The organism is Stenotrophomonas sp. YJH_SMC_21 (assembly GCF_059369555.1).
Map to the genome: position 1 here is coordinate 13,067 of NZ_JCAFSU010000007.1, position 17,404 is coordinate 30,470.

At 66.8% G+C, this 17,404-nt stretch carries 15 protein-coding genes and 1 riboswitch; of the genes, 9 read left to right on the top strand and 6 right to left on the bottom strand.

Features of this window, described 5'->3' with window-relative positions; genetic code table 11:
* The first annotated feature begins 4 nt into the window (after positions 1-4).
* Both AC5P67_RS11285 and AC5P67_RS11290 read left to right on the top strand, forming a co-directional pair.
* Entirely contained in the window at positions 5-2,152 is a 2,148-nt protein-coding gene (locus AC5P67_RS11285; RefSeq protein WP_197614418.1) for a glycosyl transferase family protein, read from the top strand.
* Complete coding sequence (locus tag AC5P67_RS11290; RefSeq protein ID WP_062607818.1) at positions 2,149-4,968, top strand: NfrA family protein; 2,820 nt, start codon at positions 2,149-2,151, stop codon at positions 4,966-4,968. Before AC5P67_RS11285 ends, AC5P67_RS11290 begins: the two co-directional genes overlap by 4 nt.
* Here the strand turns inward: AC5P67_RS11290 and AC5P67_RS11295 are convergent.
* The 3 genes from AC5P67_RS11295 to ettA all read right to left on the bottom strand — a co-directional run bounded on the left by AC5P67_RS11295 (position 4,962) and on the right by ettA (position 9,188).
* Positions 4,962-5,966: a DUF4434 domain-containing protein gene (locus AC5P67_RS11295; RefSeq protein WP_062607816.1), complete on the bottom strand. Its 1,005-nt coding sequence runs from the start codon at positions 5,964-5,966 to the stop codon at positions 4,962-4,964. The genes AC5P67_RS11290 and AC5P67_RS11295 overlap by 7 nt on opposite strands.
* A 139-nt stretch (positions 5,967-6,105) precedes the next feature.
* Positions 6,106-7,422 carry an NCS2 family permease gene (locus AC5P67_RS11300; protein ID WP_024957255.1) on the bottom strand — a complete coding sequence of 439 codons (1,317 nt, stop codon included), beginning with the start codon at positions 7,420-7,422 and terminating at the stop codon, positions 6,106-6,108.
* A 101-nt stretch (positions 7,423-7,523) separates the two neighbouring features.
* Positions 7,524-9,188, bottom strand: a complete 1,665-nt coding sequence (gene ettA / locus AC5P67_RS11305; RefSeq protein ID WP_005408049.1) for an energy-dependent translational throttle protein EttA — start codon at positions 9,186-9,188, stop codon at positions 7,524-7,526.
* 252 nt (positions 9,189-9,440) lie between these two features.
* Here ettA and AC5P67_RS11310 point away from each other — a divergent pair, with 252 nt between their 5' ends.
* From AC5P67_RS11310 to ribD, 7 genes are all read left to right on the top strand, one after another.
* Positions 9,441-9,914, top strand: coding sequence for an RcnB family protein (locus tag AC5P67_RS11310; protein WP_012479128.1), 474 nt, complete (start codon positions 9,441-9,443; stop codon positions 9,912-9,914).
* A 187-nt stretch (positions 9,915-10,101) separates the two neighbouring features.
* Positions 10,102-11,355 (top strand): serine hydroxymethyltransferase, encoded by a 1,254-nt coding sequence (gene glyA, locus AC5P67_RS11315; RefSeq protein WP_005408051.1) that lies wholly within the window; start codon positions 10,102-10,104, stop codon positions 11,353-11,355.
* A gap of 124 nt (positions 11,356-11,479) precedes the next feature.
* The gene (locus AC5P67_RS11320; protein ID WP_043033825.1) at positions 11,480-11,953 is read left to right on the top strand and encodes a hypothetical protein; all 474 of its coding nucleotides are present in this window, start codon (positions 11,480-11,482) and stop codon (positions 11,951-11,953) included.
* Positions 11,954-11,959: 6 nt separating this feature from the next.
* Entirely contained in the window at positions 11,960-12,379 is a 420-nt protein-coding gene (locus AC5P67_RS11325; protein ID WP_043033824.1) for a hypothetical protein, read from the top strand.
* A gap of 27 nt (positions 12,380-12,406) precedes the next feature.
* Entirely contained in the window at positions 12,407-12,856 is a 450-nt protein-coding gene (locus AC5P67_RS11330) for a hypothetical protein (RefSeq protein ID WP_043033823.1), read from the top strand.
* Between the two features lie 149 nt (positions 12,857-13,005).
* Complete coding sequence (gene nrdR / locus AC5P67_RS11335) at positions 13,006-13,527, top strand: transcriptional regulator NrdR (RefSeq protein WP_004143350.1); 522 nt, start codon at positions 13,006-13,008, stop codon at positions 13,525-13,527.
* A 178-nt stretch (positions 13,528-13,705) separates the two neighbouring features.
* Entirely contained in the window at positions 13,706-14,791 is a 1,086-nt protein-coding gene (ribD, locus tag AC5P67_RS11340; RefSeq protein ID WP_043033981.1) for a bifunctional diaminohydroxyphosphoribosylaminopyrimidine deaminase/5-amino-6-(5-phosphoribosylamino)uracil reductase RibD, read from the top strand.
* A gap of 35 nt (positions 14,792-14,826) precedes the next feature.
* Here the strand turns inward: ribD and AC5P67_RS11345 are convergent, their stop codons facing one another.
* From AC5P67_RS11345 to AC5P67_RS11355, 3 genes are all read right to left on the bottom strand, one after another.
* Positions 14,827-15,255, bottom strand: coding sequence for a hypothetical protein (locus AC5P67_RS11345; protein WP_080334763.1), 429 nt, complete (start codon positions 15,253-15,255; stop codon positions 14,827-14,829).
* A 95-nt stretch (positions 15,256-15,350) separates the two neighbouring features.
* Complete coding sequence (locus AC5P67_RS11350) at positions 15,351-16,235, bottom strand: hypothetical protein (protein ID WP_043033821.1); 885 nt, start codon at positions 16,233-16,235, stop codon at positions 15,351-15,353.
* 151 nt (positions 16,236-16,386) lie between these two features.
* Positions 16,387-17,007 (bottom strand): hypothetical protein, encoded by a 621-nt coding sequence (locus AC5P67_RS11355; RefSeq protein ID WP_043033820.1) that lies wholly within the window; start codon positions 17,005-17,007, stop codon positions 16,387-16,389.
* A gap of 187 nt (positions 17,008-17,194) precedes the next feature.
* A riboswitch (FMN riboswitch) is annotated at positions 17,195-17,340 on the top strand.
* Positions 17,341-17,404: the final 64 nt, after the last annotated feature.

Sequence of the window (17,404 nt, forward strand, 5' to 3'; positions counted from 1 at the left end):
CACCGTGGACGGTCTGTTCTGGAACATCCAGCTGGCCAACTACTACGCCGTCCTGGAAACCACGGCGGCGGCGGTGGCCGTGCTGATCCTGATCTCCAGCCTCGATGATCTGTTCATCGACGTCTGGTACTGGGTGCGCGAGAGTTGGCGCGCGCTCACCATCAAGCGCCGCGAAGCGTACCGGCCGCTGACCCAGGAAGACCTGATGCAGCGGCCGCAACAGCCCCTGGCAATCATGGTGCCGGCGTGGATGGAGTACGACGTCATAGCGCAGATGGTGGAAAACATGATCAACGTGCTCGACTACCGCGAGTACGTCGTGTTCGTCGGCACCTATCCCAACGACCAGCAGACCATCGATGAAGTCGAGCGCATGCGCCGCCGCTACAAGCGCCTGCGCCGCGTTGAAGTGCCGCACGACGGGCCGACCAGCAAGGCCGACTGCCTGAACTGGCTGATCCTGGCGATCTTCGATTACGAGAAGCGCCACGACATCGAGTTCGCCGGCGTGATCCTGCACGACAGCGAGGACGTGCTGCACCCGATGGAACTGCGCTTCTACAACTACCTGCTGCCGCGCAAGGACATGATCCAGCTGCCGGTCACCTCGCTGGACCGCGAGTGGTACGAACTGGTGGCCGGCGTCTACATGGACGAGTTCGCCGAATGGCACGCCAAGGATCTGGTGGTGCGCGAGAGCGTGTCCGGCATGGTGCCGTCGGCCGGTGTTGGTACCTGTTTCTCGCGGCGCGCGCTGCTGGCATTGAGCGCGCAGACCGACAACCAGCCTTTCAACACCGACAGCCTCACCGAGGATTACGACGTCGGTGCGAGGCTGGCAGCCATGGGCATGCAGTCGATCTTCGCCCGCTTCCCCGTGCAGTTCCGCGTGCGCCGCCCATCCTGGTTCGGCTGGGGGCCGGTGCGCGAGCGCACCCAGCAGATGGCGCTGTGCGTGCGCGAGTACTTCCCCGACAACTTCCGCGCGTCGTACCGGCAGAAGGCGCGCTGGGTGCTGGGCATCGGCCTGCAGAGCTGGGAGTCGCTGGGCTGGCGTGGCTCGCTGGCCACCAAGTACCTGCTGGCGCGTGACCGAAAAGGCATCATCACCTCGTTCGTCAGCATCGTCGCCTACATCATCTTCCTGCAACTGCTGCTGTTCTGGCTGTTGAAGATGACCGGGCTGTGGACGATGCAGTTTCCCAGCGTGTTCCAGGCCGGTACCTGGCAGATGAATGTCGCGCTGCTGACCACCGCAGCGCTGGCGACCCGGGTCGTGCAGCGCTTCTACTTCGTCAACCGGTTGTACGGCTGGGAGCACGCGCTGATGTCCATCCCGCGCATGGTGGTCGGCAACATGATCAATTTCATGGCCACCGCCCGTGCCTGGAAGGTGTTCCTGGCCTACCTGCTGTTCGGCAAGCGCATGGTCTGGGACAAGACCATGCACGACTTCCCCGATGCGGCGCAGCTGGTGCAGACCCGCAAGCAGCTCGGTGAGCTGTTGACCACCTGGCAGGCGGTGGAACCCGAACGCCTGCAGCAGGCGCTGGAGCAGCAGCAGGCAGGCCGCCAGCAACCGCTGGGCCGCATCCTGCTCACCCAGGGCTGGTTGGATGATGAAACGCTGGCCGAGGCCATCGCCTTCCAGGGTGACCTGCCACGCGCGGTTATCGACGTGGACTACCTGCGCGCCTGCCAGTTCCCGATCAGTGCCGATGCCTGCGTGCAATGGCGCATGCTGCCGCTGCCGCCGCGCCAGGAAGGCACCCTGCGGCTGGCCGTGGCCAGCCCGCTGCCCGAAGACGCGTTGGCCCTGCTGAAGCAGGAAACGCGCAGCAACCACATTGAACAGAGCATCGCCCGCGAAAGCGAGATCAACGCCGGCCTGCGGCTGATCGGTGGCGACCGGCAATGGCAGCTGGACAACGTGCCCCTGCTGGGCGATCTGCTGGTGGAAATGCGCCTGATCGATCACGCACGCTTCGAGATCGCACTGGACGACTACATGCCGCAGCGCGACGGCCGCATTGGCGACTACCTGGTCAAGCAGGGCATCACCACTGAAGAGGCCGTGGCCCAGGCCATGCAGGAGCAGCGCCGGCGTGCGGCCACGCTGCAGTCACCGCCGCCCGGAGCCTTGCCGGCATGAAGACCACGCTGCTGTCCACTGTCATCACCGTGGCATTGGCCACGGCCGCCGCGCCGGTGCTGGCACAGACCGATGCACCACTGCCATTGTCCGGTGCCGCCTACCGCATCGCCGAGCAGGCGTTTGCCGCCTATGAACGTGGCGATTACCCCGCGGCCTACCGGCAGTCCAGCGAAGCGATCCGGTTGCGCCCGGACGTGGTGCGGCTGCGCCTGCTGCAGATCTATGCGCTGCAGAAACTGGGGCGGGGTGCCGAGGCGCAGCAGCAGGCACGTCGTGCACTGGATGCGGGGTTGAAGGATCCGGCCTTGCCGGCGCTGGCCGCTGCGCCCAGGACGAGCACAGGTGCGGCGCGTACCGGAGCGGTACCGCGTGCACCCGCAACGGTGACCGACCGCAATAGCCGGCAGGCCTATATGCTGGCAACCGAAGCCTATGCGGCCTACGACGCCGGCCAGATGGGCGTCGCCGCCAGCAAGGCCGAGCAGGCGTTCCGGCAGCAGCCGCAACAGGGCGCATGGGCGCTGCTGTGGGTGGCGGCGCTGGAGGCACAGCAACAGCCCGGACAGGCCGACGCCGCCATCGGTACCGCGCTGCAGCTGGGCGCACCGAACGTCGAGGAGTTGCGCGCGCGGCGGGTGGCACTGGGCCGCCAACGCGCGCTGCTGCTGGCCCAGCAGGCCTATCAATCGCTGTCTGCAGGCGAGAATGCCGCCGCCATTGAGCAGGCGCACGCTGCCGTGGAGCTGGCCCCCGACGTTGCTTCATACCGGTTGCTGCTGATCACCGCGCAGCTGCAGGGCGATCAGCTGGCCGACGCTGAGCGCAGTGCCGACCAGGCGTTGCAGGCCGACGGCCAGGATCTCAATGCACGGGTGATGCGCGGCTACCTGCGCCAGCGCCAGGGCAATACCGTGCTCGCCAATGAGGACTTCGACACCGCACTCGCTGCGCCGGGGTCAGCAATGCAGCAGCGCAACGTGCGCCTGCTGGCGGTGGATGCGGCGCTGGCCGCAGGCGATCGGTTGCGCGCAGCTGCACTGCTGGCACCGTTGCAGGCGGCGGTACCGGCAGGTGAAGGCGATGCACGGTCACAGCAGCTTTTGCAGCAGGGCATCGAGCAACGCAGCCGGGCGATCCGCTCCAGTCGCGAGCTTCCCCGCATCGGTGCCGAAGCGTACCTGGCACCAGTCCAGCACTGCCAGTCCGTTGACAGCGGCAGCGTCTGCGAGCTGATGCCGGCCGACCTGCAGGGCGATGGTGGTGCCGCACAGCGTGCCTACGCTGCCTATGCGCGCCAGGATTACGCCGATGCCATCGGTGAGGCACGGCAGGCCGTGCAACTCGCGCCGGACGACGCGAACCTGCAAGGCCTGCTGACCACCACGCTGGCGGCGGGCAACCGTGCCCAGCAGGATGAAGCGCGGCAGCGCCTGGATGCGGCACTGGCACAGCACCCTGATGACGCGGGGGCGCTGATGCAGCGCGGCTACCTCAACCAGAAGGCCCATGAGCCGGCGCGCGCACTGGCCGACTTCCGGGCCGCCGAGGCCACCGGCAGGGCACCGAAAAGCGTAGTGCTCGACCAGGCCTACGCCAGCGCAGCCAACGGTGACCATCCACAGGCGGTGACGCTGCTGCGTAGCGCCATTGATCGCACCGATGCCGGTGAGCTGCCACTGGATGAGCGCCAACGCTACAACGTGCGCAATGCCATCGCCAATTACTCGCGCGAGTGGGGCGTGATCGCCTCGGCGGGTTTCCGTGGTGCGCGCCAGGCGGCGACCAATGTCGGCGGTGCAGCGATCAGCACGCCGGGCGATTCGGTGTTCAGCACGCTGGAGGCGTTCTGGCGGCCCCCGGCCTTCAACGACCAGCATGGCACGCTGGAACTCTACGCACGCCTGCTCAACACGCTGTACGACGAGGGTGGCACTTACGAATCGATCCGCGCGGTGGACCCGTGCACCGGCGAATCAACGCCGGATGCGCGTGCACGCGCCGAACGCCTCAGCCATTCGCGTTCCACCACCGGCTGGCCGTCCACCATCGCTTCGTTCGGCATGCGCTACGCCTTCGGCCAGACCGGCCTGAGCGCCGGCCTCGAGCGCCGCCAGTTCCTCGGCAGCGCAACCCGCCAGGGCGAGGTCTACCCCGCCTCGGCGGCCGTGCAGTGCCGCCTGCAGTTGGCCCGGAACCCGCCACTGGAAGCCAGCACGCTGGCCCGCTACCGCTTGGCCAGCGGTTCCGGTGGCTGGATGTCCTACCTGACCTATGGCTATTACCACGGCACCGATCTGCGCACCGACGTCAACCGGTGGTGGATGGTCAGCGGCTACGCGCAGGGCGGCTATACCTGGGATGACAACAGCGCGCACTTCACCCTCGATGCACTCGATGCCAATGGCGCGCCGGTGCGTCGAATCGGCGATGCCAACGGGCGCCTGCATCGCGAACAGTGGTTCGCTGCCGGTGAACTACGCGCCGGCCGCAGCTTCCGCTTTGGTGCCGGGCAGACCCATTGGGTGGTCACGCCGTATGTCGTGGTGGGGGCGGACTGGCTGGACCAGCGCTCGCGGGTGCGCGACATCCGTTACCCGCTGTTCCCGGCGCAGTCGTTCGCGCTCAACGATACGCAGCGCAGCTGGTCACTCGGCGCAGGGCCAGGCGTGGGCGTGCGCTACTGGTTCCGCGAGGACCACTACAACACGCCGCGTTCCTACCTGGACCTGACCGTGCAGTACCGCTTCGCCATCGGTGGCGGCGATACGCAGCGCGCCAAGGGCCTGTTCGCCACCGCCATCCTCTACTACTGAGGCAGGCCCCAACGTCGTCGCAGCGCGGCGGCCTGCGGTGTGTCCTGGGTCAGCCATGGCTCCAGCGCATAGACCAGCACGTGCTGTGCGCCGCTGGCGCGTGCCCATGCCAACTGCCGCTGGACGCGTGCGGCATCGGCCGTTTCGCCCTTGAATCCGCTGCCGTCGGCGGGACCGCCAGGCAGTTCGCGGAACAACTCAACGATCGCATCGAAACCGATGCCGTGTGCGTGGAAATGATCGAGCAGCGGTTGCAGCTGCTGCACGTTGCCAGCGCCGGCAACGCCCACGCCGTCCTGCACCATCGGCCGCAGCGTGGCCTGTGCCAGCACCGCCTGCCACAGCATGACCAGGTTGCCGTCGGTCTGCAGGCGGCTGAAGTAGCAGGAAATCGCACAGTCGCCGCCGCGCGCGCTGGCGGCCTGCACCAGCCGGTGCAGCCATTGCGCCAGCCACTGCTGGCGGGCCGGGTCAGCCCAGTGGTACTGCTCCAGTTCGTAGGGCAGGTACCAGCCCTCGAAGGCCGGCTGCTGCGCCCAGGGGGCCTGTGCCAACCAGTTGCGTGCATGCGCGAGGCTGTCGGCCAGGAACGCCTGCAGCGTGGCATCGTCGGCCCCGATCGCCTGCCACCAGCGTTGCTGGAAGGGCAGGCCGACGCGGATGCGGATGTCGTTCTCGCTGGCCGCGGTGAACAGCTGCTGCAGGCTGCCGTCGGGCAGCGACCAGTCGCCGTCGCTGCCACCGACGATGCCAGTCCACTGCAGCACCAGCTGACGGCAGCCCAGCGTATGCGCAAGCTTCAAGGATCGCTGCCAGTCGGCCAGGCACCACTGCAGGTGGCTGCGCCACGGCTGCAGGAAGGTGCCATCGACCTGCACCGGCAGCGAGCAGCCGGGCAGGGTGGCGAAAGTAGCGGCCAACGGCGCCAGCACCGCCGCGCGCAGCAGCCGGCGGCGCAACGGCGAAGACGGATCCGCGGGAAGGTCGGGCCGAACCATGCCTGCATCATCCCAGAGCGCCGTGCGTGGCGGGTGAACCCCGCGCCTGGTAGTGCCGGCCGCTGGCCGGCATCGCGCCCAAGGTGGCAGGTGAATCACCACCCGGTAGTGCCGGCCGCTGGCCGGCATCGCCTACCGCTTATTCCAGCGCGTAGCGCAGGGTGAACAGCACCGCCACCAGCCACACCGCCGGATGCACTTCGCGCCAGCGCCCGGTACCGGCCTTCAGCGCGGCATACGCAATGAAGCCGAACGCCAGGCCGTTGGCAATCGAGTAGGTGAACGGCATCGCCAGCGCACACAGCGCCGCCGGCACCGATTCGGTCAGGTCGCTCCAGTCCACTTCCACCAGTTCGCGCAGCATCAGGCCGGCCACGAACAACAGGGCCGGCGCGGTGGCATAGCTGGGCACCATCGACGCCAGCGGCGAGAACAGCAGCGCTGCCAGAAACAGCGCCGACACCACCAGCGCGGTCAGGCCGGTACGGCCGCCTACCTGCACGCCCGAGGCGCTTTCAGCGAAGGCGGTGGTGCTGCTGGTGCCCAGCATCGAACCCGCCACGATGGCGGTGCTGTCGGCCAGCAGCGCGCGGCCGAAACGCTTCTGCGCGCCCGGCAGCTTCAGCAGGCCGGCACGGCCGACCACGCCGTACAGCGTGCCGGTGGCATCGAACACCTCCACCAGCACGAACACCAGCACCACCTGCAGAAGTACTGCGATGGGTGCGCCGCCGTCATGGTGCAGCAGGCCCGGCAGGTCCAGCTGCAGGAAGGTGGGTGCAAGGCTCGGCGGCAGCGAGACCAGACCCTGGTACTGCACGTCGCCCAATGCCCAGCCAGCGCCGGTCACGGCCAGGATGCCGATCAGGATCGCACCGCGGATGCGGCGCGCTTCCAGCACCGCGATCAGCAGGAAGCCGGCCAGTGCCAGCAGCGGCGGCGCCGTGTTCAACGGGCCCAGTGCCACCAGCGTGTCTTCATTGCCGACGATCACGCCCGACTTCTGCAGCGCGATGATCGCCAGGAACAGGCCGATGCCGGCCACGATGGCCGAGCGCAGCGATGAGGGAATACCCGATACCAGCCACGCGCGTACTCCGGTCAGCGACAGCACCAGGAACACCAGGCCTGAGATGAACACCGCACCCAGTGCCTGCTGCCACGGCAGGCCGGCGGCGCCGACCACGGTGAAGGCGAAGAACGCGTTCAGGCCCATGCCGGGCGCCATGCCGACCGGGAAGTTGGCGGCCAGCGCCATCACTGCCGAACCCAGTGCGGCGGCCAGGCAGGTGGCCACGAACACCGCACCCGCATCCATGCCGGTGGTGCCGAGGATCTCGGGGTTCACGAAGACGATGTAGGACATCGTCAGGAAGGTGGTGACACCGGCCAGCAGCTCGGTGCGCACGGTGGTGCCGTGCTGCTGCAGCTGGAACAGGCGCTCGAACAGGGACATGGGGTCGCTCATGGGTAGATGCCGGCCGCTGGCCGGCATGCATGGTCGGTACACATTGCAAAAAGGAGAAAGGCCGCGCGAGCGCGGCCTTTCCGGTTGCCTTACTTCAGCGCCTTGAAGCGCAGGCGCTTCGGCGCGGCGTCGTCGCCCATGCGGCGGCGCTTGTCTTCTTCGTACTCGCGGTAGTTGCCCTGGAAGAACTCCACGTGCGAGTCGCCTTCGAACGCCAGGATGTGGGTCGCAATGCGATCCAGGAACCAGCGGTCGTGCGAAATGACGAAGGTGTTGCCCGGGAACTCCAGCAGCGCATCTTCCAGCGCACGCAGGGTTTCGATGTCCAGGTCGTTGGACGGTTCGTCGAGCAGCAGCACGTTGCCACCCTGCAGCAGGGTCTTGGCCATGTGCAGGCGGCCACGCTCACCACCGGACAGCGAACCGACCATCTTCTGCTGGTCCTGGCCCTTGAAGTTGAAGCGGCCGATGTAGGCGCGCGACTGGATCTCGATGCCGTTGATGTTGAGGATGTCCAGGCCGCCAGCGATTTCCTGGAAGACGTTGTGGTTGCCTTCCAGCGCGTCGCGGCTCTGGTCCACGTAGGACAGCTTCACGGTCGGGCCGACCACGATCTCGCCGGTATCCGGCTTTTCCTGGCCGGTGATCATCTTGAACAGGGTCGACTTACCGGCACCGTTCGGGCCGATGATGCCGACGATGGCACCGGCCGGCACCAGGAAGCTCAGGTTGTCGAACAGCAGGCGGTCGCCGAACTTCTTGGAGACGTTCTTGAACTCCATCACCGCATTGCCCAGGCGCTCGCCCGGCGGGATGAAGATTTCGTTGGTCTCGTTGCGCTTCTGGTAATCGACCGACTGCAGCTCTTCCAGGCGGGCCAGACGGGCCTTGCCCTTGGTGCGGCCGCCCTTGGCGTTCTGGCGCGACCACTCCAGTTCCTTCTGGATCGCCTTCTGGCGGGCCTTTTCCTGGTTGTCTTCCTGCTTCAGGCGCTCGTCCTTCTGGGTCAGCCAGTCGGTGTAGTTGCCCTTCCACGGAATGCCGCGGCCGCGGTCCAGTTCCAGGATCCACTCGGCGGCGTTGTCCAGGAAGTAGCGATCGTGGGTGACGGCCACCACGGTGCCGGTGTAGCGCGCCAGGAACTGTTCCAGCCATTCCACCGACTCGGCGTCGAGGTGGTTGGTCGGTTCGTCGAGCAGCAGCATGTCCGGCTTCTGCAGCAGCAGGCGGCACAGGGCCACGCGGCGCTTTTCACCACCTGACAGCTTGCCGACGATGGCATCCCACGGCGGCAGGCGCAGCGCGTCGGCGGCCACGTCCAGCTGGTTTTCCAGCGTGTGTGCGTCGCCAGCGGCCAGGATCGCCTCCAGGCGCTCCTGTTCCTTGGCCAGCGCGTCGAAGTCGGCGCCTTCCTCGGCGTAGGCGGCGTACACCGCTTCCAGCGCGGCCTGGGCCTGCAGCACTTCGCCCACGCCTTCCTCGACCGCTTCACGCACGGTCTTGGTCGGGTCCAGTTCCGGTTCCTGCGCCAGGTAACCGACCTTGATGCCCGGCTGCGGGCGGGCCTCGCCCTCGAAATCGGTGTCCACGCCGGCCATGATCTTCAGCACGGTGGACTTGCCGGCGCCGTTCAGGCCCAGCAGGCCGATCTTCGCGCCCGGGAAGAAGGACAGCGAGATGTCCTTGATGATCTGCCGCTTGGGCGGGACCACCTTGGACACGCGGTTCATGGTGTAGATGTATTGCGAGGACATGCGGTCTCCGTAGGCGCGGCCCTGCGCCCGACCCGTCACGGGTAGATCCCGTTGCGGCAGCGGGCACAGACTGAAATGGAATACCGCCAATTATAGCCGGAACCGGTTCCGGGCCGCTCCCGGGAGGCGCCGCCGGGCTGGCTATCGCCTGAATACTCGGTCACAGTCCTGCAGCGGGAAGCGTTTCCAGCCGGAAACGGTTCAGATCGGTTGCGCAATATGGGCTCACCACCCACCAAGCAGAGGTCTGACATGCGCATCAATCGAGTAATGGCCAGTGCCGTGGCCTCTGTGCTGGCACTGGGCGCCGTGGCCCCGGCATTCGCCGACAACGACCATCGCCGCGACCACGACCGCCGTGAATGGCGCGAGGATCGCCGTGAGTGGCGCCAGGAGCGCCGCGACTGGGAGCGCGACCGCCGCGAGGCCCGTCGCGACTGGGAACGCGACCGTCGCGACTGGCATCGCGACCATGACCGCTATTACCGCCCGGCACCGCCGCGCGTGGTCTATCGTCCGGCCTACGGCCCGGGCTATGGCTGGAAGGTCGGCCACCGCTATCGCGACTACTACCGCGGCCCGATCTACGTGGTGAACGACTACCCGCGCTACAACCTGCGTCGCCCGCCCTACGGGCACCAGTGGATCCGCGATGACCGCGGCAACATGCTGCTGGTGGCCATCGCCACCGGTGTGATCGCCCAGTACGTGCTCAGCAGCCGCTGAGGATCGCGGCCGGGGTCGGACCCCTTTCCATCGGAAAGGGGTCTGACCCCACAACATCCCTCGAAACCATACGGGGCCGGATTCCTTCGGGAATGCCGGCCCCGTCCGTTTCGGCCCCAGCGGGCCAGTGCGGGGCTACAATCGAGGGCTGAGCCGTACCCCTTTTCCCTGCCTGCTGGAGTACCCGATGTTCCCGCGTGACGTCCGCATCGAATCCTACGATCCCGAACTGGCCAAGGCCATCGCCGCTGAAACCCAGCGCCAGGAAGACCACGTCGAGCTGATCGCCAGCGAGAACTACACCAGCCCGGCGGTGATGGAAGCCCAGGGCAGCCAGCTGACCAACAAGTACGCCGAAGGCTACCCGGGCAAGCGCTACTACGGTGGCTGCGAATACGTGGACATCGCCGAGCAGCTGGCGATCGACCGCCTGAAGCAGCTGTTCGGCGCCGACTACGCGAACGTGCAGCCGCACAGCGGTTCGCAGGCCAACCAGGCCGTGTACTTCGCCCTGCTGCAGCCGGGTGACACCATCCTCGGCATGAGCCTGGCCCACGGCGGCCACCTCACCCACGGCGCCAAGGTCAACGCCTCGGGCAAGCTGTTCAACGCCGTGCAGTACGGCGTGAACGATCAGGGCCTGATCGATTACGACGAAGTCGAGCGCCTGGCCCTGGAGCACAAGCCGAAGATGGTCGTGGCCGGCTTCTCGGCCTACTCGCAGGTGATCGACTGGGCGCGCTTCCGCGCCATCGCCGACAAGGTCGGTGCCTACCTGTTCGTCGACATGGCCCACGTTGCCGGTCTGGTGGCTGCAGGCGTCTACCCGAGCCCGCTGGAACACGCCCACGTGGTCACCTCCACCACCCACAAGACCCTGCGCGGCCCGCGTGGCGGCATCATCGTCGCCAAGGGCGCCGACGAAGACCTGGTCAAGAAGCTGCAGTCGATCGTGTTCCCGGGCATCCAGGGCGGTCCGCTGATGCACGTCATCGCCGGCAAGGCCGTGGCCTTCAAGGAAGCGCTGGAACCGGGCTTCAAGGCCTACCAGCAGCAGGTGGTGAAGAACGCCCAGGCGATGGCCAATACGCTGATCGAGCGTGGCTACAAGATCGTCTCCGGCGGCACCCAGAACCACCTGATGCTGGTCGACATGATCGGCAAGGACGTGTCCGGCAAGGACGCGGAAGCGGCGCTGGGCAAGGCCCACATCACCGTCAACAAGAACTCGGTGCCGAACGACCCGCGTTCGCCGTTCGTGACCTCGGGCCTGCGCCTGGGCACCCCGGCGGTGACCACCCGTGGCTACGTCGAACAGGACTGCGTGGACCTGGCCAACTGGATCGCCGACGTGCTCGACGCGCCGAACGATGACGCCGTCATTGCCCGCGTGCGCGATGCCGTCAGCGCGCAGTGCCGCAAGTACCCGGTCTACGGCTGATCGGAGAGGGGGGTCAGAGCCCTTTCCTGGCGGAAAGGGATCCGACCCCGCCACCCAATCGACGCAGGGGGCGGATCCCTTCCCGCAGGGAAGGGCTCTGACCCCGTCATCAGGAATCCCGCGCATGGATGAGCGCCGCCTCAAGTACCTGTACATCGCACTGGCGGTGCTGTTCGGCCTGCCCAGCCTGTTCTTCGGCGGTGCCGGCGCCTGCATCGCCGTGGTCATGGGCGTGATCGGGCTGGTCTCGCTGGACGCGGACAACCTGTGGTTTGCCGCCGGCATGCTCGCGTGGGGATCGTGCGCGATCGCCGGCCTCGTGGCCTGGGTCGCACTCAGCATCGTCTGGCTGCGCGATGGTGCACGCGGGCTGCACATGGCATCACGCCGCTGGTGGCTGCTGTTGGGCCTGGGCGTGCTGGCAGGCCTGCCCTTGCTGGCGATGGCGCTGTATTACTTCGCCGAGCTGGGTTCGTCCGTGCTCAGCGGGCTGTTCGCCGGGCCGTCCCTGTTGGTGCCCACCGGTACGTTGATCCTCCTGCGGCTGCGTGCTGAAGCCATGGGCGAGCCATCCGGTCCGGCGCGGTCAGAGGAGTAGGCCCGAATGGATGAGCGCCGCCTCAAGTACCTGTACACCGCGCTGGCGGTGCTGTTTGGCCTGCCCAGCCTGGTGGTGGGCGGTGCCGCAGCGACGATGCTGCTGCTGACGGGGCTGGGCCAGTTCGGTCATGGCACGCTGGCCTCGGTGACCCTGATGCCGCTGTGGGGCCTGGCCGGCATTGCCGGCTGCCTGGCCTGGTTGTGGCTCAGCGCGGGTTTTCTGATGCAGGGGCGTGCCGGGCTGCACGTGCACCGCCTCTGGTGGTGGATGCTGCTGGCAGGCGGTCTCGCCGCCTTGCCCCCGCTGGGGCTGGCGCTGTGGTGGGGCATCGCCGTGCATGCCGAAGGCATCGGCTTGTTGCTGTTGGGCCCGTCGATGCTGGTGCCGGCTACGATGCTGCTGTGGATCAAACGCCGCGGATGACGTGGCCCATGGAAGGAGATCGAACGCATGGATGAGCGTCTGCACAAACGCTGGATGGCGATCGCCGGCCTGCTGGTGGGCCTGCCCGCCGTGGCGGCAGGCGGCACGGGTGCCGTGCTGGGGTTGATGGTCGTATGGGACGGCAAGTATCTGACGGGCGACGAGCACTGGCTGTTGCTGCTGTGGTCGTCGGCCGGAATCATCGGCCTGCTGTCGTGGTTGTGGCTGAGCGGCCTGTTCCTGTGGCGCGGTGTCACCGGCCTGCGGCACTCCCCGGTTGTTGCCTGGGTAGGGCTGGGGGTGGGGGCGCTGGCCGCGTTGGGCGTCGTTGCGGCCACGCTGTACTTCACCTTCAAGCACGGGGAAATCTCTACATTGGCCTTCCTCGGCTTTGGCCCGCCGCTGCTGGTGATGGCAGGGCACCTGGTGTGGTTGCGTTGGGCGCGCGCGGCCTCGGCGCCGCCGGCACTCGCTTGAACGCGCAGCGCTGACCGCGCTGAAGGCTCGGTTCGACCGAAATGCAGGCACTTCCGCGCAGACAGCATTTGCTGCCGGGCCCCTTCTCAGGTACCTTTGCGACGCTGCCATGACCGTGGCAATAGGTACTTCCCTGAGCCAGGCGTTCCATGCATTGCCCCTTCTGCCAACATGCCGATACCCGGGTCATCGACTCGCGCGTCTCTGAAGACGGCGCGACGATCCGCCGTCGGCGTGAATGCGAAGCCTGCGGCGAGCGCTTCAGCACCATGGAAACAGTCGAGCTGAAGCTGCCGGCCATCGTCAAGAGCGATGGCACCCGCGAAGCGTTCGACCAGCGCAAGGTGCGTGCTGGCTTCGACCGCGCGCTGCAGAAGCGTGCGGTGGCCGAAGACAAGATCGAAGCGGCAGTACGCGCTGTGGTCCACCAGCTGCGCATCAGCGGCGAGCGCGAAGTGCCCTCGATCAAGGTCGGCGAGTTCGTCATGAACGAACTGCGCAAGCTCGACCATGTCGGCTATGTGCGCTTCGCTTCGGTCTACCGCAGCTTCGAGGACGTGGCCGATTTCCGCGAGGAGATCGAGAAGCTGGAGCGCGACCTGCCATCCAGTACCGAACAGCTGCAGCTGCTGGGCGACGTGATCGCCCTGACCAAGAAGAAGAAGGGCTGACCGCCTCTGCCTTGGTGGATGCCAACCTTGGTTGGCACTGAGGGCGTGGATCTCCTTTGCTCTGGTGGGCGCCAACCTCAGTTGGCGCTGATGGCGTGGATCTCCTTTGCTCTGGTGGGTGCCAACCTTGGTTGGCACTGATGGCGTGGATCCACACCGGCAGCGTTACCATGGCCGCATGACCACTTCGTTCTCCGTCCTCGACCACCTGCACATGGCCAACGCGCTGCGCCTGGCCGAGCGCGCTGCCTATACCACTCGCCCCAACCCGATGGTCGGCTGCGTGATCGCCCATGGCGAACGCGTGGTCGGGCAGGGCTGGCACCAGCGCGCCGGTGGACCGCACGCCGAAGTGTTCGCGCTGCGCGAGGCCGGTAGCGAGGCGCGCGGTGCCACCGCCTACGTCACTCTGGAGCCCTGTGCCCACTACGGGCGCACACCGCCGTGTGCACTGGCGCTGATCGAAGCGGGCGTGTCGCGCGTGGTTGCCGCAATGCGCGATCCATTCCCCAAGGTGGATGGCGGTGGCTTCGATCTGCTGCGCAACGCCGGCATCGAGGTTGCCGAAGGGCTGATGGCGACGCAGGCGCGCGAACTCAACAAGGGCTTCCTGTCACGCGTGGAGCGCAACCGCCCTTGGCTGCGGGTGAAGCTGGCCGCGAGCCTTGATGGCCGTACTGCGATGGCCGACGGCAGCTCCAAGTGGATCACCGGTCCAGCCGCACGCGAAGACGTGCAGCACTGGCGTGCGCGTGCTGGTGCGATCCTGACCGGCGCCGACACCGTGCTGGCCGACGACCCGATGCTGACCGTGCGCCTGGCCGATACCGAAGTGATGCCACCGCTGCGCGTGGTACTCGATTCGCGCCTGCGTTCGCTCGAGTGCGGCCGCGTGCGCGAGGGCGGGGCACCGACGCTGTACCTGCACGATGCGGCGGTGAGTGCGCCGGATGCGGCTGACGCAGAATTTGCCAGCGTGCCCAGCGCAGAGGGCCGGTTGGATCTGGGCGCGGTGCTGGCGCTGCTGGCCGAGCGTGGCATCAACGAAGTGCATACCGAAGCCGGCGCCACCCTGGCCGGTGCGCTGCTGCGCGGTGGCTGGGTGGACGAACTGCTGCTTTACCAGGCCCCCACGCTGCTGGGCGACAATGGACGCCCATTGCTGGCCGGCCTCGGCATCGATGCCATGGACCAGCAGCACCGCCTGCGTGTGGTTGACCAGCGCCAGGTGGGTGAGGACATCAGACTGCTGCTGCGCCCATGATGGAATGACGCAGAGCAGGGGCTGGGCCCTTGGCGTCACGCCGCTTCGTCGTCTTCTTCGCCGACCGGGCACTGGCCCTTCCACTGCTGCTTCCACAGCACATGCAGGTCGCGGCAGTACGCGCCGAGCGCCTCGCCCGGCAGTTGCCTCGCCTTGAACCGCAACTGGCGACGCGTAAAACCGTCGTCGTACTCATCCGGCAGTACCAGCACGGCACACTGATCGTGGTACATCAGGAAATCGCGGCAGTGGTCGTCATTGCTCATCCACGCATCCAGGTGCCTGTCGCTCAGCTGGGTTGACTCAAAGGCAACCGAGGGTTTGACGACGAAGATCCTGGTGGCTTTGAACCTGGACGCTTCGGCCTGCCAGCACACCATCAGCGCCAGCAACATGAGCGAGGTCGACGTCATACGGTGTTTCATGCGGTTGCCCCGGTGGAAGAGGGCAACAGCATTGACCATGCAGGCTGCGCAGGGCCATGCAACGGTTCTGAAAGTGCAGTGGCCCTTGTCGTCGGCGACGATGAGCCGAGCGCGGACTCGGCTCTATACGTGGCTCACGCGCACGCGTCGGTCCACATCATCTCGGCGATCGGGCGCAGCGCCTTGCACTCCTGCGTCATCTCGTCGGCCGACTTCACCTTGGCCTTGGCCTTCAGTTCTTCGGCCATCGCGTCCACGCCGCCGATCTGGTCCGGTGCGATCTTCGCCACGCAACTGCGGTGCTGCTGCAGCAACAGGTCGCAGCCCGGAACGCCGGTCACCTTCGGCGCGTTGGCCGCCTGCGCGTCCTGCATCCAGTCCTCGAACGGTGCCAGCGCACCGGCCACGGTGCCTACCAGATCATCGAAGTTGCCGCTGTACCAGTAGCCATTGTCCTTGGCCGGGTACAGGGTGAAGGTGCCGCTGACCGGAACGCGCGCGCCAGTCTGCAGTGCCTGGGCATAGGCATCGGTGAACTGCTTGCGCGCGGCCGGGCTGGCATCGTCGGCCAGGCTGGCGGCGAACAGCGGGCGCACCTTGCCCAGGTCGGGCACCTGGCAGCTGTAGCTGATCCGCGCCAGCTTCTGGTCTTCAACGTATTCGTTGTCTTCGATCACGCTCTTGGTCGCGCGGCACTTCGAATCACGCAGCGCCTTGGCATACAGCGCTTCGGTGGCCGCAGCGTCGACCTTGGCGCCGGTGCTGGCCAGTACCGTCTGCCAGGGTTCGGCCAAGGCCTTGGCCAGCGCACCCGGGTTCGGGGTCACGGCGTCCTGGCCCTCGAACGCCGGCTTCAGTGCGTCGTTGAGCGTGCGCGTGGCGGCCGCGTCGTCTTCCAGCAGCACGCGTGCATACAGGTCGAAGGCCTGCTCGGGCGTCAGTTGGGCCGGTGCCGCGCTGGCAATCAGCGGGGCGCACAGCAGCACGCTGGCCAGAAGGGTATGGGTGGGGGTCTTCATGACGGTGTTTTCCTGTTCCAGAGGCGCGCAAGCCTAGCGCATCTGCCCACACTTTCGATGGCGCGATGCAGCCAGGTGACGGTGTACAGCGGACAAAAAACGGGCCCCTTGCGGGGCCCGTTCGATCGCACGACGAGGAGCGATCGTTGGATCAGAAGCTGGCGCGGACGCCGGCCGAGTACTGCGTGACGTCGCGGTAGCCGGAGATCTCGCCCACCAGACCCCAGGTCTTGGTGAAGTTGATCTGGCCGCCGACGGTGCCGACCCAGGTGCCCTTGAAGTTGTTGCCGCCGTCCATGTAACCGGCCTTGGCCCAGGCTTCGGTCATGCGCGACGGCTTGCCGCGGATGCCCATGGTGGCGCGGGCCAGGTTGGTGTGGTCCTTGTAGCGGTCGCTGTAGCCGTCATAACGATCGGTCAGCTCAGCGTTCTGGCGCACCCAAGCGATATCGGCGGTGAAGTCGACGCGGTCGGTCCACGGCATGTGGTAGCCGATGCCCAGCTCCGGCTGGTTCAGTTCAACCTTCAGCGAACCGTCGCTGTAGTGATAGGTCTTGCTGGTACGCGACCAGCCACCGAACACGTAGACCTGTTCGGCGATGGCTACCGAGCCACGCAGGTAGCCGCCGTCGACCTTCGGGTCGTCCAGTGCGTTGTCGTCAACCTTGACCTGCGTCCAGCCGCCTTCAACGTAGGTGTAGCTCAGGGCGTCGGCCGAAGCCGAGAACGGGGCGGCGGCCAGCAGGGCGGCCACGATCAGCATCTTGCGCATGGGAATTCCTGTGAATTTCAGTCCATTGGCGGGCCTGCCGTCGCGGCTGCCCGTGGCGACATCATGTCGTCCGGGGCAGAATTTTAATGAAAGTTTTACAAATTGCGAGCGACGGCCGTCACAGCTGTGGCATCCGACCCCGTTCAGCCCGGGCTGGTACACTAGCCACGCCGGTTCGCCGGTACACAAACGTCTTCAGGGCGGGGTGCAATTCCCCACCGGCGGTAGGTGCGCAAGCACGAGCCCGCGAGCGCCCCGGCCCACGGCCGGGGGTCAGCAGATCCGGTCCAATGCCGGAGCCGACGGTCATAGTCCGGATGAAAGAAGACGGTGCCACAGGGCTCTTGCCCTGCGTGCGCCTGTTTGCCTTGCGGCGTTTTTCGCTCACTTTTCGCGG

Bases quoted from the DNA above. Each gene is read 5' to 3' on its own strand.
- AC5P67_RS11290 (WP_062607818.1), top strand. From the start codon at position 2,149: ATGAAGACCACGCTGCTGTCCACTGTCATCACCGTGGCATTGGCCACG.
- AC5P67_RS11295 (WP_062607816.1), bottom strand. From the start codon at position 5,966: ATGGTTCGGCCCGACCTTCCCGCGGATCCGTCTTCGCCGTTGCGCCGC.
- AC5P67_RS11300 (WP_024957255.1), bottom strand. From the start codon at position 7,422: ATGTCCCTGTTCGAGCGCCTGTTCCAGCTGCAGCAGCACGGCACCACC.
- ettA (WP_005408049.1), bottom strand. From the start codon at position 9,188: ATGTCCTCGCAATACATCTACACCATGAACCGCGTGTCCAAGGTGGTC.
- AC5P67_RS11310 (WP_012479128.1), top strand. From the start codon at position 9,441: ATGCGCATCAATCGAGTAATGGCCAGTGCCGTGGCCTCTGTGCTGGCA.
- glyA (WP_005408051.1), top strand. From the start codon at position 10,102: ATGTTCCCGCGTGACGTCCGCATCGAATCCTACGATCCCGAACTGGCC.
- AC5P67_RS11320 (WP_043033825.1), top strand. From the start codon at position 11,480: ATGGATGAGCGCCGCCTCAAGTACCTGTACATCGCACTGGCGGTGCTG.
- AC5P67_RS11325 (WP_043033824.1), top strand. From the start codon at position 11,960: ATGGATGAGCGCCGCCTCAAGTACCTGTACACCGCGCTGGCGGTGCTG.
- AC5P67_RS11330 (WP_043033823.1), top strand. From the start codon at position 12,407: ATGGATGAGCGTCTGCACAAACGCTGGATGGCGATCGCCGGCCTGCTG.
- nrdR (WP_004143350.1), top strand. From the start codon at position 13,006: ATGCATTGCCCCTTCTGCCAACATGCCGATACCCGGGTCATCGACTCG.
- ribD (WP_043033981.1), top strand. From the start codon at position 13,706: ATGACCACTTCGTTCTCCGTCCTCGACCACCTGCACATGGCCAACGCG.
- AC5P67_RS11345 (WP_080334763.1), bottom strand. From the start codon at position 15,255: ATGGTCAATGCTGTTGCCCTCTTCCACCGGGGCAACCGCATGAAACAC.
- AC5P67_RS11350 (WP_043033821.1), bottom strand. From the start codon at position 16,235: ATGAAGACCCCCACCCATACCCTTCTGGCCAGCGTGCTGCTGTGCGCC.
- AC5P67_RS11355 (WP_043033820.1), bottom strand. From the start codon at position 17,007: ATGCGCAAGATGCTGATCGTGGCCGCCCTGCTGGCCGCCGCCCCGTTC.